Origin of the sequence: Legionella sp. km535, from assembly GCF_003990085.1 — a bacterium.
Lineage (GTDB): Bacteria > Pseudomonadota > Gammaproteobacteria > Legionellales > Legionellaceae > Legionella > Legionella moravica.
Genome location: NZ_RZGU01000008.1, coordinates 34,115 through 51,111 on the forward strand (window position 1 = coordinate 34,115; position 16,997 = coordinate 51,111).

Consider the following 16,997-nt stretch of genomic DNA (forward strand, 5'->3'; position numbering starts at 1 on the left):
TGTCATGTACAAAGAGGAGTTTCATTCATTTTCTGTGATATAAGGGTGATTGACAATTCAGCACAGTAAATCCAGCTTAGTGATATGTTGAAATCGTAATGGTCAACAACCCTTAATGAACTCTTTTAAGACAAATACTATTCAACAACAATATTCGGAAACTTGTCGGCATAATTTATAGGTTTTTTTGACAGTTCTATAGCACTGTTTAATGCTGTTCTTATAAAGGCGTCCGTCAACTCACTTCGTGGTTGAGTCGCAATTGGCAGGCCTTCATCGCATTGCTTTCTAATCTCGCTGTCCAAAGGAAGTTGTCCCAGCAACTTACTGTGGTTGGCTTCACAAATGGCTTGTGCTCCTCCCTCACCAAATATGGCCTCCTGATGTCCACATTGGCTGCAGATATGGGTTGCCATATTTTCGATAACGCCTAACACATCAATTCCTGTTTTGGAGAACATGGTAATTGCTTTTTGCGCATCTAAAGTGGCTACATTTTGAGGTGTTGTTACCACTAGAGCAGCAGTTAAAGGGATTTTTTGTACTAAGGTGAGCTGAATATCACCAGTTCCTGGTGGTAAATCAATAAACAGATAATCCAGTTCATCCCAAAGAGTAATATCGAGCATTTGGATTAATGATTTAGCGAGCATTGGACCGCGCCAAATCAGTGCCTGATCCATGTCTGTTATGTAACCAATGGACATGGCCTGTAACCCATGTGCCTGGATAGGCAAATAATGGTCCCCTCTGATTTGAACCGGTTTGCACGGACCCAGCATCAGAGGTATACTTGGCCCATAAATATCAGCGTCCAGAATACCTACTCTGGCTCCTGCGCGAGCCAAGGCTGCGGCAAGATTCACTGTCACGGTTGATTTGCCAACCCCTCCTTTTCCTGAAGCGACGGCAATTGTATTTTTTACTCCCCTTAATCCTTTGCCAACCATTTGGGTTTTATGAGCTCTGATGAACTGAGTTATATTTAAGGTGATTTTGTGATGTGGAAAATGCGTGTTTAGTGCTGTCAACGCGGGTTCTTTAAAGGTCTCTTCTAAAATCAAACAGGGAAAACCTGTTTTGATTGTGATCTCAATTGAATCTGAAGTAGTATCCAGACTGTACTGCAAATTCATTTCCTTACCATTGAGACCAAGTAACGGGTCTTTCAGGTTATCCAAAACGTTTCTTATTGTTTGTTCAACTGTCATATACTAAACCCTGATGAATACAAAAACAGGATCATAACGCAGGAGTTACTGAATCACTAGTAGTCTTTCAAGGGGGGGCGCATCATATTAAGGAACTCTCTTATTGTTCATGGGGCTATCCTATTTTAAATTCTATTATGAACTTGCCACGGGTTCGTATTGCCAATGAATCCAATGATTGTTGGTCAGATAGTACAGGCCGCAATGAATGGGAAGCATGTAGCGGCTTGATAAATGATACGCGTATTCATTCAGCTGTTGTTGATGTTGGGTTAATGTAGGTTCATCTTCTTTTCCTGTTTTGAAATCGATGATCCACAGATTCGATTGCTCAACAAATATTCGGTCAATAATTCGGGTCACCAAACGGTTTTGATGTTCCACCAATAATTCGTATTCATTCTGTTCTTCATCATGCCGGGCTATAATCCATGAACCTGTTTCATCCTGAAACAATTGAGTAATCTGAGTTTTGATTACCGATAAAGCGGATAACTGAGCCTCTTCTTCAAATCCTAATTGTTTCAATTCACGTTGTGCCAGATTCCATGGAACATGATCTATGTTATGCGGGTGATGGTCACAAATCCATTGCAACATTTGGTGAACTACGATTCCAGTCAGTCTTGGTATTCCCGTTATAAGTTCTTTGGGTGGGGGATTGGTAGGACTAATGGATTCAACATTGGATTTTTGATAGCAGTTTAATGGAAGCTTTACTAATTCAGGTGCAGAATATTCCGTTTTGTCGGAGTGCTCTTCTTCCTGGCATGTATTAAACTCCTGATTTTTAAGCAAGCTACGAAATGAAGACTTTGATGTTTTCGATGAGCTATCAAATAAATACAATCGGGATTTGGCTCTCGTTACGGCAACATACAGTACTCGTTGTGCCTCATATTGATTTTTTGCCTCATCCAGTTGGTTTAGATAGTCGTACAAAGGACAATGTTCCTGATGTGCTGCTTTGATGGGAGAGACCAGCAAGAGATCGTTTTGATTTTCGGTTGGCAGTTTAAGCCATCGTAACATGGGTTGATCCACTCGTTTCAGTTGAGTACCTAATCCAGGCAAAATAACGGTATCAAATTCCAATCCCTTGGATTTGTGGATGGTCATGACGTGTAATTGTGATGGGGTAGTCTGCTGTGAATAGAGTTTTTTGAATTCCAGGAAAAATTCTTCTATATCAGGTAACCGACCTTTTTGTTCATAACGATCAATTAAAATCCAGAATTGTTCCAGATCATTTAATTGGCTTTGGCTCAAAATTTTATCAATAAAAAGATAGGTCAGTGTTTTCCTCACCCATTCCGAAAGGGTGAACTGATAACGATGAGCGAGTGATTGATGCATCACCTGAGTAAAATACTGGGCGCGAATTGTTCCCTCATCACTTAAACCATGTATTTTATCTAATTGTAATAAGGCGCTATAAACAGATTTCTTGATGTTATGTTGAGCGATCAAATGAATATCACTTAAAGACAAGCCACAATAGGGGCCATGAAGCACTGAAAGCCATGCCAGACGGTCAGCTGGATTTAATAAGGCTTGAGTCAAAGACCAGGCATCTCGTAAATGAACCAGATTGGTCAACAAATCAATGTCCGTACCTTGATAGGGTATTTTGTATTGACGAAGCAAATTCATAATATCGGTTAATTGCGATCGTGAACGGACTAAAATAGCAACACTATCATCCGGGTTTGTTTTTAATTCATTTTGAATAACCTGAATCATTAGCGAAGCTTCGTGTTCTCTGTGTTCACATTGCATGGCATGGATAACGCTTGATGCATCATTGCCTAGTACATTTACCGACGGATGAAAAGAAACAGCTCCCGATTCGATATCAATTTGTTGAGGAAATATTTTGGAGAACTGGCTGTTTACCCAGTTCACTATAGGTGCGCTGGATCGAAAATTACAGCTTAGTTCCAGAGACTCCAACGATACTGGTCCAATACCTTGTTCTTTTGCGCGAAAAAATAAGCCGACCTCAGCCTGACGAAAGCGGTAGATTGACTGCATGGGATCACCTACGAGAAATAAGGTTTTGCCATCGTCAGGCAACCAGCCCTGAACCAATCGGGTAATCAGCTCAAACTGAGATAAAGAGGTGTCCTGGAATTCATCGATTAACAGATGATGAATTGCATTATCCAGGTATAAAGCCAAGTCCGTTGGATTATCCGCTTCACCTAATGCCGTTATTGCCTGGTGTGAAATGGTTGTAAAATCGACCTCATTTTGTTCACTGAACAATACTTGAAGATAACCGGCCAGGAGAGGCAATAAGACAAATAATGCCTGAAGAACTTCCCATTGTTCAGGGTCATATTCTGGATTGGGTACATTTCTGACTTGTAACAGCGCGTCCAGGAAATCAGGATATTCTTTTAATGCAGCAAGAAGCTCAGTGCTTTCCATTTTTAATCTTTTGTAGTCTTCCGCGCTATAGTACTGCTTTAAAAATCCAACATGATGATCAAAGCTGTTGCGAATCGAAAGGGAGCTATCCAGAAGCAATTGACACAGTGCAGCACATATATCCGGACTGGATTGTTGAAAGTCATACCAGTCTCTAAGAACAAAACGGGGCGAATCCGGATTATTTTCAGCTGAAGCCACAGTGCGTGCAAGCGCTATTAGTCGCTCTGACAGAGTGAAGGGCAGACTATCTCTAAAGCGAGATAATTCATGTTGTTCTATGAATCGTAAGGCATCTTCAAAAGCCGATTTATCTTGAGCGCGGGCTTGAAATAACGGGGTAAGCCATTGGTCTCTTTGTCCTAAAAGTGATTTAAATAATTCAATCAGTCGCTCTTGTCTGTTATCTACATGAATTAATAAGGTTTTAATTGATTGCTGATACTCCGGAGTCTCCATGGCAAACTGTATGCAATTCCGAGCGGCCTTAAGATAATACCGTTCGGGAGTATCCGTGATCTGAGCGTAGGCAATTTGCTTTTCCAATAGAGGTATTGCCTGATTAATACTTTGGCATAACGAATCTATAGTAATAATTTTTAAACGATTGGGTTGTTCAAGCAAATCCCAATTGAATTGGTTGCTACGGATTAAGGCTTCATGTGCATAATTCAGCGTAAGCTGTTGATGTGGACTTGTAGCCGGTTTATTTAAAGCTGCTTGCTGCAATGCGAGGATTATCCTTTCACGCATTTCAGTAGCTGCTTTACGGGTAAACGTTAACGCAACGATTTGTTCTGGAGAGTTAACCGTGCTTAATAGCCTCAGATAGCGCTGGGTCAGTATTTCTGTTTTACCGGACCCAGCAGGAGCCTGTACAATAAATGAGGTACGAGGATCGGTGGCTCTGTTCCTTTGTTCGCTATCAACAAGCGTCATGCCATTATTCCAGAACAATTTCCTGAGCAGGTGGTCTTAAATTATAATGAGAACTCATGCAGTGGCCATAGGCGCCTGTATTGGCTATCAATAATACATCACCTTCTGTGGTGACTGGTAATAGACGGTCATAACCAAGAGTGTCCCCGGATTCGCATATGGGGCCTACAATGTGTGAAAACCCTGCTTTTTCTTCATAAAGGCGCGTTAAATTAACGATTTCGTGATAGGCACCGTACAATGAAGGTCTAATCAATGAGTTCATTCCAGTTTCTATGCCAATGAATTTAACTTTTCCTTTTTCTTTGCATTGAGTGACTTTTGCAAGAATAACTCCGCTTTCGGCGACAAAGAAACGACCTGGTTCTAACCAAAGTTGCAGCTCTGGGTATCGAGATTTTACAGCCAGTAACGAAGCATCAAGAGCTGTAAAATCAATGGGATTTTGACCTGGTTTTTCGACAATACCTAAACCGCCACCTAAATTGATGGTTCGAACATGAGGAAACTGCTCGGTTAATGAGGCGAGCATTAATGCAGTTTGTTGCCACAAGTCGGGGGTTAGAATTCCGCTTCCGGAATGGGCGTGAAGTCCTATGACTTTTATATTATGTTTTTTAGTCAAGGAAATGATATGTCCAACATCATTTTGGGTGATGCCAAATTTAGATTCATTTCCCCCTGTTGAAACATGTTTGTGGTGGCCAGCTCCGGCTCCCGGATCAATACGAACGATTACTTCACGATTTTTAAATAATTCTGGCCAATGTTCAAAAGGATATAAACTGTCAATGGTGACGTGGCAACCTATTGAAAGAGCAAACTCATATTCAGCCTTTGGTGCAAAGTTTGGAGTAAATAATATTCTTTCTTTATTGATATTTGGGAATAAATTCAGTACCAATTCAAGCTCTTGAATGGAGACGCATTCAAAACCGACACCTTCTTTTTCCAGGGTTTTTAAGATAGAAGGATAGGGGTTCGCCTTGATGGCGTAAAATAACTTATCAATTGATTGTAAATCAAGTAACTGCCTCGCACGATTTGCCTGGGTAGGGCTATGATAAACATAGCAGGGGGAATGTGCTGTGCTCGCCGATAACAAACGGTCACGTTCAGACTCCCACCATGGAGTGGGTCGTACATTCGGCTTGCCAAACTCTTCGTGCCAGCTTTTGGAGTAATAAAATATTTGCGGATTGCTTTCTATCAACAAATGATGCAGTTTTTGGCAGAGTTTGTCTGCTTGTGATTCATCTACCACAAAAGTCAGGTTTAAATCATTCGATGCAAGTGACATGAGATAGACTTGTTTGGCATCAAATACTTCCAGTGCAGATCCCAGATGAGGTAATACGGTTCGAATATGATGACCTACAAGACTGACTGCGCTGCAAGGTTCAATCAATTTGGCACGGCCAAACTCATTTAACTCAGACAGAAGGGTATTAATTGCCGGTCTGTCGTACATTTTTGCATTATTATCAAGAGACAGTGTGACGTTAAATTCAGAAGAAGACAGTAAATCAACTGAAAAACCATGCTTTTTGAACGCCGCAAATACATCGGCAAGAAATCCTACTTGCTGCCACATGTTAAGGGTGTCAATTGAAATCAGCAGGATGCTGTGCTTTACCTGGATCGATTTGATTAATGGTGCTGACTCATCAATGTCTTTGGTTATCCGGGTACCCGAATGTTCAGGCAATTGAGTATATTTAACAACCATCGGAATATTGGCTCGACGGACTGGCGGTATGCAATTAGGATGAAGTACCTTTGCTCCCATGGAAGCAATTTCCTGCGCCTCATCGTAGTTTAGCTGTTTAAGTAAGCGGGCATGAGGTAATTGGTGAGGATTCGCCGTATAAATTCCTGGAACATCAGTCCATATTTCGCAGGATGCTGCATGTAATTTTCCAGCAAGCAACGCTGCTGATGTGTCTGAGCCACCGCGTCCTAATAATACCGTTTCGCCATGAGCGTTCGAAGCAAAAAATCCTTGAGTAATTATTGCTTGCGCTCCACTGCTCAGAAATTTTTCAATTAAATCAGGATCGTATTCACTCTCGCAGCGAGCAGAAAGATAATTAACTGATTCCCCACCGTGAACCGGGGTGGTGATAAGCAGTTCTCTGGCATCGTACCACTTATTATTGATTCCTTGATTTTGTAAAAAAACATGCCCAAGTCGAGTCATCATCAGTTCGCCAAGGCTTAAAATTTGAGCATGTGTTTTGGCTGGTGCTTGCTTGAGCAATGCAATACCAGTTAACCATTGGTTTAATTGGTTTAATTCATCGCGAATTAGTTCCGGACTGACTTCCAGTTCATCTGCGAGTTTAAAGTGGCTGTTTTGAATATCTATAAATATGCTGTGGTGTTCGTCCAGCAGCGCTGCTTCAATCGCTTTCTCCAGCTTATTGGATATCTGTGTTAGTGCAGAGCAGACAATAACAGGCTGTACACCAGTCATTAAATGCTTTTTGGTAATAGCTGCAATATTATTCCAAGTGGCTCGTGATGAAACACTAGTTCCACCAAATTTAGTGACGATGTGTTGCATGATTGTATTCCGCTCAAAAATAAAACACATTAACATGGAGTAATTGAGTTGCACAAGTATTTCAGTAAAATTGTAAGAATCGTTGGTGAGATATATTGCTCATCATGGGCGTTTTAAGGTCACTGTGGTTTTATAATTGTTACTTATTGAATATAAACATAAATATTTTAACTGAAACGTTTGAATTAAGAGTAAATTCATTTATTATCGAACTTGATTTAAAATTTAGTAGCAATTCAAATTAACGAGTTTGGAGTGAACAAAATGCACAAACCCCTAAGAACGCTAGTAAGCGCTTCAATACTTGGAGTTCTGGCGACAAACACCGTACATGCTGGTGGATTTTCTCTGTATACTGAAGGCAGCGCAGCTGCTACAGGTAACTTTGCTGCTGGTATTGCAGCTGAAGCAGGGGACGCATCCATTGGATGGTATAACCCAGCTGGTTTAGTACTTATTCGGAACCAGCAAGCAGTATTTGGTGGCGTTGGAGTATTCCCAACTGCCAAACTGAATGGCACCAGTACATTCCAAACTAATGGATTAAGAGACTACGTTCAGACGTTTAATGGCCTTGAAGGTGGTGAAAATGGTTTTGTACCTTCGTTCCATTATGCTAAACCAATAGGTGAAAATGCAACTATTGGTATCAGTATGGTTTCACCTTTTGGATTGGCTACTAGCTGGGATCCATTATCTGCTGTTCGATATCAAGCAACCTTCACTGAATTGATTACTACCAATATTTCGCCTGAAATTGGTGGACGATTGACAGAGAACTTTTCTATAGGTGGTGGTATTGATCTGCAGTATGCGCGAGTTAAGTTTAATCGCATGCTAGGCACTCCTACACTTTATCAGAATGTAAGTGTTCCTGGATTATCACCTTATATACTGGACTCTCAAAGCTATAATAAAGGCCAATCTTTTGGAGTTGGATTCCATGCTGGCGCAATGGCTATGTTCAATGACAACCATACACGCCTGGGTGTGAACTATCAATCCAAAGTAAGACACCATTTCCATGGTTACAGTATCCTTGGTGGAAAGTTGGCTGATCCTACGTTGTCACTTGCTAATCCTTTCGCTGCAAATGTCAATTCCATGTTCCGTTCTGATGATTTGAACAGTAATGTAATTGATTTGCCGGATATTGTGACTGTGAGTGGATATCACGATGTTAATGAAACCATTGCATTATTGGCTTCTGTTGTCTATACCAACTGGAGTACACTGCGTACAATTGAACTGAATAATGTTGCTGCTCCTAATACGGCAGTAAATCCTGTAAGACAAGTTAAAGTGAACAGTGTTTCTCAGCAAAATTATTCAGACACTTGGCGTGCATCAATTGGTGCTAATTACCACGTTAATCCCAATCTAATGCTGCGTGTTGGTGGTGGATATGATGCAACTCCTACAAATAATATAGATAGAGACGTACGTTTACCAGATACTGATCGTTGGGCTCTATCTGTTGGTGCTCATTATCAAGCTCGTCCTACTATAGGTGTCGATGTAGGTTATACACATTTGTTTTCTGCGAAAGATCCTTTAATTAACCGCACAGATCACATTGGTACAACTTCATCCTTTAATGTTAATGCTGGTGGTAGTGCCGGTGCAGACCTAGTTGGTGCTCAGTTGGTATGGACTATTGATCCACCAGTTCCAGCTCCAACCAAATAATATGGGTTTTTGCCTAAAAAGCCATGCTGTGCATGGCTTTTTTATTTCTATAAATTGTATTCCTGCCAAAAAACTAAATAGCTCCAGTACTACTCCAAAACGATACCTTATTAGTTGTATACCTACTTGCATCATGATTGATCATTGCTCATTTTTAATCTATATATTACACATTAGTCGCTTAATTTGAGTCATCATGTACAGTCGATTAAATTTTTTTCCAAGCGCTGGTTCGAGTAATGAGCCATCTACTAATCTTCAATCATTTTTAACCCATTTTCCCAAGCAGGAATTTTGGAGGTTTTTTGTTGAAAGAACCCGATACGACCTACGTCCTTTTGTATATAGAGAACTGTATTACAAGTTGGTTGGAAATAAAGAATATGTACCCTTGGCGGAAATTAAAGAATTTATCAAGAATCAAAACATGAGTATCCATCATTTAGATTCATTTAGAGATCACTATGTTGAAGACATAATAAAATTATTTAAAGCTACAGACAAAGGTGATGAACTGGTTATTGATGTTATAGAGGGTGATGGTTATGAACCTGCTTGGATTAACTTTGAGCAATCAGAACCAGGGTATTTAAAACACGTAACGGAAGGGTTTTGCTTTATTTTGGATCATCTCGATTCACCAGCACCTCTTAGTAATGAGTTCATTAAAAGACTCCATGAAATTAGCACTAAGGGCGTTGAGAATATGATAGAGCAAATACCTGGACAGTTCCGTAACGGTACTGCGGCATGGGGCATGACAGCAAATTTTGATACGATATCTGGACTAACTGAATCCCTGACGTACTTAAAGTCACTTGAGAAACAGCATCAAATTCCTGGGGTAAGATTGGCTATAGTACAAGGAAGTGGGGCGTTACAAATAATTAATACTTTTGCTGACAGAGAGCCAGAAGAGCTCGCTAAAGAATGTATGGAGTATATTAAACATGGAGCTACAATATACTATGAAACTCATGATGTAAAATTGAATGCGGAGTTTCTTGATAAGGTTACCAAGAACCTGATCACTGAGCTTAATAATTCTCTGAGCAGGGCGGTAAGTGAAGAGGACAAGCTTAAAGCCATATTTACATTCATAAAATATTCAGTTTTACATCATCCCTTCACAGATGGGGTTGGCCGCACTTATTCTATGATTCTTCTGCAGTACTTGTTAATGAAAGAAAATTTGTCACCATTTCTGATTGAAAATTCCAATATCATTCCAGGTTTTTCTGTTGATCAAATGATATCGATTTATTTACATGGCAGAGAAGAAATGAACATGATTCTAAAGGATCCTGCTTATATCAATAGCTCAAGCTTCTTTGAGCCTAATATTTCAACAGAAGAAACACTTCAAAAAGCACCAGATGAATTAACAGCTATTTTTCAGGAGTGCCAAGCCATGTGGAGTGAACATGTTACAGGCTGTTTGGAGCGAATGACCCAGCAATCCACTCTTGGTGCAAGGTAGATTTCACAATGTGTACTCGGGACCGTTGATATTTTACTCTTTTCAGGTCTATTTTTCACGACTTGTTTGGGGAATCGTGAGATCTCGGGCAAACCAAGATCATATTACGTCTAGAAAGATTGAATTGGATCAACTATGTCTCAGCATCTAGCAGTTGCTCTAGTTGAATAAATCCCAGCCGAAATCCCGCGGCGAAGACCGCGGGATCTAATGCTTCAATGCCACCATCATGGATCCCGCGGTCTTCGCCGCGGGAATTCGATTGAGATGGGAGCTCATGCTGCACTTCGGATTTCTGTGGCTTTGATCGCAGGATTCAGTTAAGTAGCCTGTTTGCGAGTTAACAGGCATTTCTTGGATGCCTCGGTCTTCGCCGCGGGAATTCGATTGAGATGGGAGCTCATGCTGCACTTCGGATTTCTGTGGCTTTGATCCCAGGATTCAGTTAAGTAGCCTGTTTGCGAGTTAACAGGCATTTCTTGGATGCCTCGGTCTTCGCCGCGGGAATTCGGTTGAGATGGGAGCTCATGCTGCACTTCGGATTTCTGTGGCTTTGATCCCAGGATTCAGTTAAGTAGCCTGTTTGCGAGCAAACAGGCATTTCTTGGATGCCTCGGTCTTCGCCGCGGGAATTCGGTTGAGATGGGAGCTCATGCTACACTTCGTATTTCTGTGGCTTTGATCCCTGGATTCAGTTAAGCCTGTTTGCTTGCAAACAGAATTTTATGCCCAACTATAAGCTTCGATTTAAAAGCTTGAGAAACCATGATCCTGTTTGCGATCAAACAGGCATTTCTTGGATGCCGCGGTCACAGCTGCGCGAATTCGCTTGAGATGTGAGTACATTCTGAATTTCGAATTTCCGCGGCTGTGACCGCGGAATCCATAGAGTAGAACTGAACTGATTTTCTGAAGAATTATTAATTCTTGGTAATTGTTGCTTCACCAGGACCATTAACGGTCAGAGTATATCCTTTAGCTGAAAGAACTTTAGGCGTGATATCACCTGTTTCCAGTTCCATAGTTACATAGCCGATATCAATAGGGCTTGATGTGTTTGTCGCCATTTTTATAAGAGCAGAACATTTACCATTTGTGGTGTGTCCAAAACAGGCCATTTTTACCATATTCCAGTATATCTGGCGAGTGGAGTTGGCTGGAGTTGGGTAAGGGGATGGAATTGTTCCAGCAACATAGGCATTGGATTCAACATTAGTGTTGTTGTGTGTTGTTAAATACGTTGGAACTGCTAAAGCGCTTGCGGCACTCAGACTGAAAGCGATTGCCGATATACTTTTAAGCATTAAATTCATTAATATCTCCATTAAAGATTATAAGTGATGGTACAAAACAATCCATTCAACTATATGGGATTGTAATCTCTGAGGCAAGTCTTAACCTCTGCAATCTGCTTTATTCATCCTGTTATGCCATAATTCGGACATGATCTTCATCAAATCTTCTTTAATATTCTGCCGATATCTTTGGCAAAATAAGAAATGATGAAGTTCGCTCCTGCTCTCTTTATAGCGGTTAAGCTCTCAATGATTGCCTGTTCTTCATTAATCAGGTTGTTTTGTGCTGCTGTTTTAATCATGGAATATTCGCCACTGACTTGATAGGCACACAGAGGTACTTCAGTGAAGTGCTGTTTGAGCTTATAGATTATATCAAGATAGAATCCCGCGGGTTTGACCATAATCATATCAGCGCCTTCGTCCAGATCCAGGGTTGTTTCTCTAAGCGCTTCATCGCTATTGGCCGGATCCATTTGATACGCTTTGCGATCACCAAATTGTGGCGCTCCCTGTGCTGCCTCTCTAAAAGGACCGTAAAGACAGGAGCAGTATTTGGCGCTGTAGCTTAGAATAGGAATGTGTTGATAGCCAGCCTCATCCAATGCTGTTCTGACGGCGCTTACCATACCATCAGTCATACCGCTGGGTGCAACCCAGTCAGCACCTGCTTCGGCATGACTTACAGCCTGTTTTCCTAATAAATTCAATGTATTGTCATTATCAATTTTTTTATCTTTTAAAACACCGCAATGACCATGGTCTGTGTATTCACAAAAGCAGAGGTCAGTAATGATTAGTATTTCAGAGTTCACTGAACGGATTTTTTTTATTGCTCGCTGAATGATTCCGTCTGCGTTAAATGATTCGCTTCCGCATGCATCTTTTATTTTGGGGATTCCAAAAAGTAAAACAGCAGGAATGCCTAAGTCACTTAACTGCTCGATTTCTTTGGGCAAAGAATCGATATCCAATTGAAATTGACCCGGCATGGCTGCGATTTCCTTCGGCGCTGTTAATTCCTCACTAATGAACAGGGGAGCAATAAACTGCTGAGGATGCAAACGAGTTTCTTTAACCAGAGCACGTGACATGGCGCTGCTGCGAAGGCGTGTTAACCGCAAGGGAATAGTATAATCGCTCATAAAAAATCCTTACTAAAATATCTGCAATTCAGATTATTAATTATTTATTCGAGGTGTATAAAAAATCTATGCCATTGCCCGCATCGCTGCTACTCACCTGGATACTTAAAAATTTATTAAGTAAATATTTAAGTGTTAACACATTCGGATCGGCTTGAGATAGACCTACGTTATAACTCAAATACATCCGTTTGGACAGGGCTTTACCTACGACCAGAGCTGTGTTGTCGCTGACCTGATTGGTAACAAGGTTAAAATTGCTATTGGTTTGTACATTAAGATCAAAGCCCAGATTTTGTTTTAATTGATCAAGGAGCTGTGCTCCATTAGTTCCTGTTCCCAGATTCATAGACGAGATGGCTGCTAATAATAATTGTCCTCCTGCTTTGTTGGCCTGACTGGCTGGACGGCCTAAAACCAGCATGGACAATATATCCGCTTGCGACAGGATTGATGGATTGGAAAATAGCTGGATTTTAGGGGAGTTCAAGCGGCCTGTGACCTCAACTCCTACGCTGATGTTGCCGCGCAAGTTCGCATTTTGCAAATTATTATTATTAAAATCAAAAAGTTTGTTTGAGCTGGTGATTGAGGATGATGTCGTATCGATTTTTTTTGCGGCTCTAAGATTAATTCCCGGATTATCCAGACGACCGCCGGTGAAAATGAGTTCACCCTGTTCAATAGCTAAGTCCTGCCCATAGGCTTTATATTCGCCCTGGGTTACGTTCAATTCGCCATTGGCGGTCATTGGTCCTTGTGGAAGTTGTTTCAAATTAACTGCGCCTGCCAGGGTAGCATGAAGTCCCTTAAACGTTAGCTCAACTTGTTCCCCCATTTCGACTTTAATGTCTATGCTGGTATTCATTGGCGCAGGTGATTGTTTTTCCTGTTGGGTTGTAAAGACTATGTCATCAGAAACAGTCTGGCTATTGGTAAAGGATTGGGGCTTTATCTGGGCATAGGGTATGAGGACAGTTCCTGCCAGAGCCACATGATCTGGTGAGGCGGATAATTTAAGCTGCGGTGAGATATTGATCTGATATTCTTTGGTGTTCATTATAGGGAAGTCAGCGCCTTGCAGATTCAGCTCACCCTTTGGATTGGGGCTAATAGCCCCTTGTCCTTTGAGCACAAGCTTTTTGTTGGACGAGTGAATTGTTCCATTGGCTTCCCACTTTTTCCTTTTAGCCAGGACTGTGATTTCTATAGGGTTTAGATTAAGGCCTAATTTGGGAATGGAGACACTGGCTTTAGTTAATTTAAGGGTACTTTCAAACAGTAGTTTATTGAGCGTTCCCTTTGCTATAAGTGAGGCAGATAAGTGTCCTTTGGGGTTAGTTATGTCAGAGCTTAACGACTTTAAAAAATCAAACGAATTCACTAATAAGGTGAGATTAGCGGAAATAGCTTGTGTATCAGGCATGCCATAGTTTAGTTTAAAATCAGGTAGATTAAACTTCAGATTCATTTGAGTATTGGAATCAATTTTTAACGTTCCTTTACCCGATAATGCCTTTGGAGTCAGCGATACGTTTACTGTGCCTCCTGCAAATTTAAGAATTGGCAGAGGGCTGTCTTTTGCCATTTGGTAATGACCGGGTGCAACGGTAAGAGACATAACTCCTTTGTTGAAATCGTAAAGTTCACCTGTAATGCTCAGATTTGAATGAATTCCTTCTGCTTTAGATTCAGGAGACTGTGTTTGAGATATCGAGGCATTAAAGTTCCATTTCAGCGGTAGGGTGCCTTTTATGGTTGAGTTAATCTGCCAATTATTTTGGTGATTTTGGTTCACTTTGGATTTAAGCTCGATCTTAATATCGGGTAACTTCCCTGATATTTTTAATCTTCCTTCCGGACTGTAAATCCGATTGTCTTCCGATACTGGCCATGAGCCATCGCGCCATTTAATGGTCTGATCTATCTCTGACAAGTTGTTCAGACTTCCGCTGATAGATAATAATGCAGGACCTTGAATATCTCCAGTCCATCGCAATTGAGTACTGTTTCCACCAAAGCCTAGCGTCCCATGAATCTTTGCCTGGTTTGAGCTGTTTTGATTTAATGAGATGGAGCCTGAAAGGGCATAGGGTGCCTCAAGAGCAAGCTTTATATGACCATAAACTGCGTCTTTAAGATAATTAAATTTGAGTGAGTCTATTGTTATCTTCTGTTGCATTAATGCGCCAGTAATCGTGAGCATCTCCAGGTTAACACCATCATTCAGTTCTATAGACTTCGCTTTTAATTCCTTCAATTGCACTTGAGGGTGAATCAATGAGCTTAGATGCCATTTGATCTGCAACTGATTTATTTTGATGTGTGTTGCGTTGTGATGATAATCTAATTGATCAATAGAAAATTGATTCAATAATCGCCCTTGAATGTGATGCACTTTCAGGGTTCCTGGCATAAATAAAGAACTTAACCTGATTACCGTATATAAGCCAGGAGTGGTCGTCAGAAAAAATGAGAGTAATGCAATCAAACAGATGATCAGGATAAGGCAGAAGTACACTAATTTTTTAATAAATTGGATCATAAGTCCGGCCCCATATTAATGACTAAACGAGGATTGGTACCTAATCTTTGTAATTGATTGTTGACTGATTGAGCCAATCCAACTTTAATTGGGCCGATTGGCGATACCCACATTAAACCGACCCCCACATCATATAACATTGTCCGGGGTCCTGGATTGTAGACGTCTCCGGCATCATAGAAACCAAGCAGATACCAGTTTTTATAGGTTTCTTTTTGAATTTCAAAACCGGCATAAGTACTAATTCTCCCTGGGCCTATAGAGTTAAAACTATATGCTTTTAAATTGTCTGTTCCCCCCAGAAGCATAGCCAGAGATAAAGGAAGTTGATTAATATTTGGGGTTGCCGTGATTCCCTGTATTGTGTGTCCATAGAGACGTAATCGCATAGAATCTATCATGAGTGCTGCTTTAGCATCTAATATGAGCTGACCAAAATCAAGATTGGAGAGTGTGAGTTTATTGGCGCCAAGGGCATTAATACTGATATTGTAACCAGACGGTGAGAATAATAGATCTTTTGTTTTTGTGAAAGTAAAGGTTGCTTTAGGATATAAAAGAAACTGATTCGTTGTTGGTTGCAATGTATAATGAAAGCTTTCATAAAGCCCGTTTAATGATAATGAACGCTGGAAATGTTCTCCATTATGTAATTGGCCAAGCGATAAAAGGAAGGCATTACTGTAGCCGGTATTGTAATTGAGATTGGAAAAGTTACCGGTCAGGCTGTATTGATCAGCCACAGGATTTGATCCTGGAACAACATACTGGGCTTGAAGAGCATTCTGGGTAAAGGAACCCTGAGCCAGCGCATTAAATTTATGTCCTTTACGATTAACAGGAATGACGTGCAGCGCTGCCCGTCCACGAACACCTGTATCTGTGCCATATCCCGCTCCAATTGAATAGGAATACTTTGAAACAGGCTGCAAATGAACAAGCACTGGTACTGTTTCACTTTCACTAATCTGAGGTTTAACCAATACAGAACTGAAGTACCCACTGTTTGAAAGATTATCGTTTAATTTAAGGATAAGATCGGTTGAATAAGCCTGGCCGGGTTGAAATGGCACAAAACGATGAAGCAATTCAGGACGGATGTAGGTCGGATCAAATTGTACCTGACCAAAATAATACAACGATTCGGTATCAAATATCAGGGTAATTCGGGCAGTATTCGTTTGTTCATCAATTAAGACTTCTGATTTTTGGAAGGATCCGTGCAGATAACCCAGATTTTCAGCCGTATTCAACAGGCTTTGTTTTGCTTGATCGTAGCGTTCACTAAATAAAGGCTCCCCTTTTTTTATGGGTAATTCCCTTAGAGTTTTGAGCAGCAAAGGATTTTGACGACCTTCTCCCAGAAGCGCAACATGAATTGAGGCAATACGAACCTGAGGTCCTGGATGGATAGTAATAATCAAATTCCGATTGCTTTGAGACACTACATTGACTTCAGCTTTGAAATACCCATAAGGTTGTAGGGCTTTTATAATCTGTATTCGTAACTCATCCAGGTTGAGTTCGTTTAGAGGTTTTGCTTCTTGCAGTTCTTTTAAGCGTTGCTCCACATTGGCAAGAACCTTTCCTGTAACTCCATTTATCTTAAACGCAGGTGGTTTGGTGTTCTCAGCCAAAATGGGAAAACAAATCGTAAAAAGAAAGAGAAATGCTAATTTTTTCATATGGCAGCA

At 40.8% G+C, this 16,997-nt stretch carries 9 protein-coding genes; 2 read left to right on the forward strand and 7 right to left on the reverse strand.

The genetic code is table 11. The features are described 5' to 3' along the window. Positions 1-137: 137 nt before the first annotated feature. From apbC to ELY21_RS06335, 3 genes are all read right to left on the reverse strand, one after another. The gene (gene apbC, locus ELY21_RS06325; protein ID WP_127107926.1) at positions 138-1,211 is read right to left on the reverse strand and encodes an iron-sulfur cluster carrier protein ApbC; all 1,074 of its coding nucleotides are present in this window, start codon (positions 1,209-1,211) and stop codon (positions 138-140) included. 135 nt (positions 1,212-1,346) lie between these two features. Then, the gene (locus ELY21_RS06330; protein WP_127107928.1) at positions 1,347-4,583 is read right to left on the reverse strand and encodes an exodeoxyribonuclease V subunit beta; all 3,237 of its coding nucleotides are present in this window, start codon (positions 4,581-4,583) and stop codon (positions 1,347-1,349) included. A gap of 4 nt (positions 4,584-4,587) precedes the next feature. Beyond that, the gene (locus ELY21_RS06335; protein WP_127108084.1) at positions 4,588-7,149 is read right to left on the reverse strand and encodes a bifunctional aspartate kinase/diaminopimelate decarboxylase; all 2,562 of its coding nucleotides are present in this window, start codon (positions 7,147-7,149) and stop codon (positions 4,588-4,590) included. 255 nt (positions 7,150-7,404) lie between these two features. Here ELY21_RS06335 and ELY21_RS06340 point away from each other — a divergent pair, with 255 nt between their 5' ends. After that, positions 7,405-8,838 carry an OmpP1/FadL family transporter gene (locus ELY21_RS06340; RefSeq protein WP_199741654.1) on the forward strand — a complete coding sequence of 478 codons (1,434 nt, stop codon included), beginning with the start codon at positions 7,405-7,407 and terminating at the stop codon, positions 8,836-8,838. 196 nt (positions 8,839-9,034) lie between these two features. After that, a complete protein-coding gene (locus ELY21_RS06345) occupies positions 9,035-10,318 on the forward strand; it encodes a hypothetical protein (protein WP_127107932.1) in 1,284 nt (427 codons plus the stop codon). A gap of 920 nt (positions 10,319-11,238) precedes the next feature. On the opposite strand, the gene ELY21_RS06350 is transcribed toward ELY21_RS06345, so the two are convergent. From ELY21_RS06350 to ELY21_RS06365, 4 genes are all read right to left on the reverse strand, one after another. Beyond that, positions 11,239-11,631 (reverse strand): hypothetical protein, encoded by a 393-nt coding sequence (locus ELY21_RS06350; RefSeq protein ID WP_127107934.1) that lies wholly within the window; start codon positions 11,629-11,631, stop codon positions 11,239-11,241. Positions 11,632-11,771: 140 nt separating this feature from the next. Next, on the reverse strand, positions 11,772-12,758 hold the full coding sequence (gene hemB, locus ELY21_RS06355) for a porphobilinogen synthase (RefSeq protein ID WP_127107936.1): 987 nt from the start codon (positions 12,756-12,758) through the stop codon (positions 11,772-11,774). Between the two features lie 40 nt (positions 12,759-12,798). Continuing rightward, positions 12,799-15,303, reverse strand: a complete 2,505-nt coding sequence (locus ELY21_RS06360; protein ID WP_127107938.1) for a translocation/assembly module TamB domain-containing protein — start codon at positions 15,301-15,303, stop codon at positions 12,799-12,801. Next, positions 15,300-16,988, reverse strand: coding sequence for an autotransporter assembly complex family protein (locus ELY21_RS06365; protein ID WP_127107940.1), 1,689 nt, complete (start codon positions 16,986-16,988; stop codon positions 15,300-15,302). Before ELY21_RS06365 ends, ELY21_RS06360 begins: the two co-directional genes overlap by 4 nt. Positions 16,989-16,997: the final 9 nt, after the last annotated feature.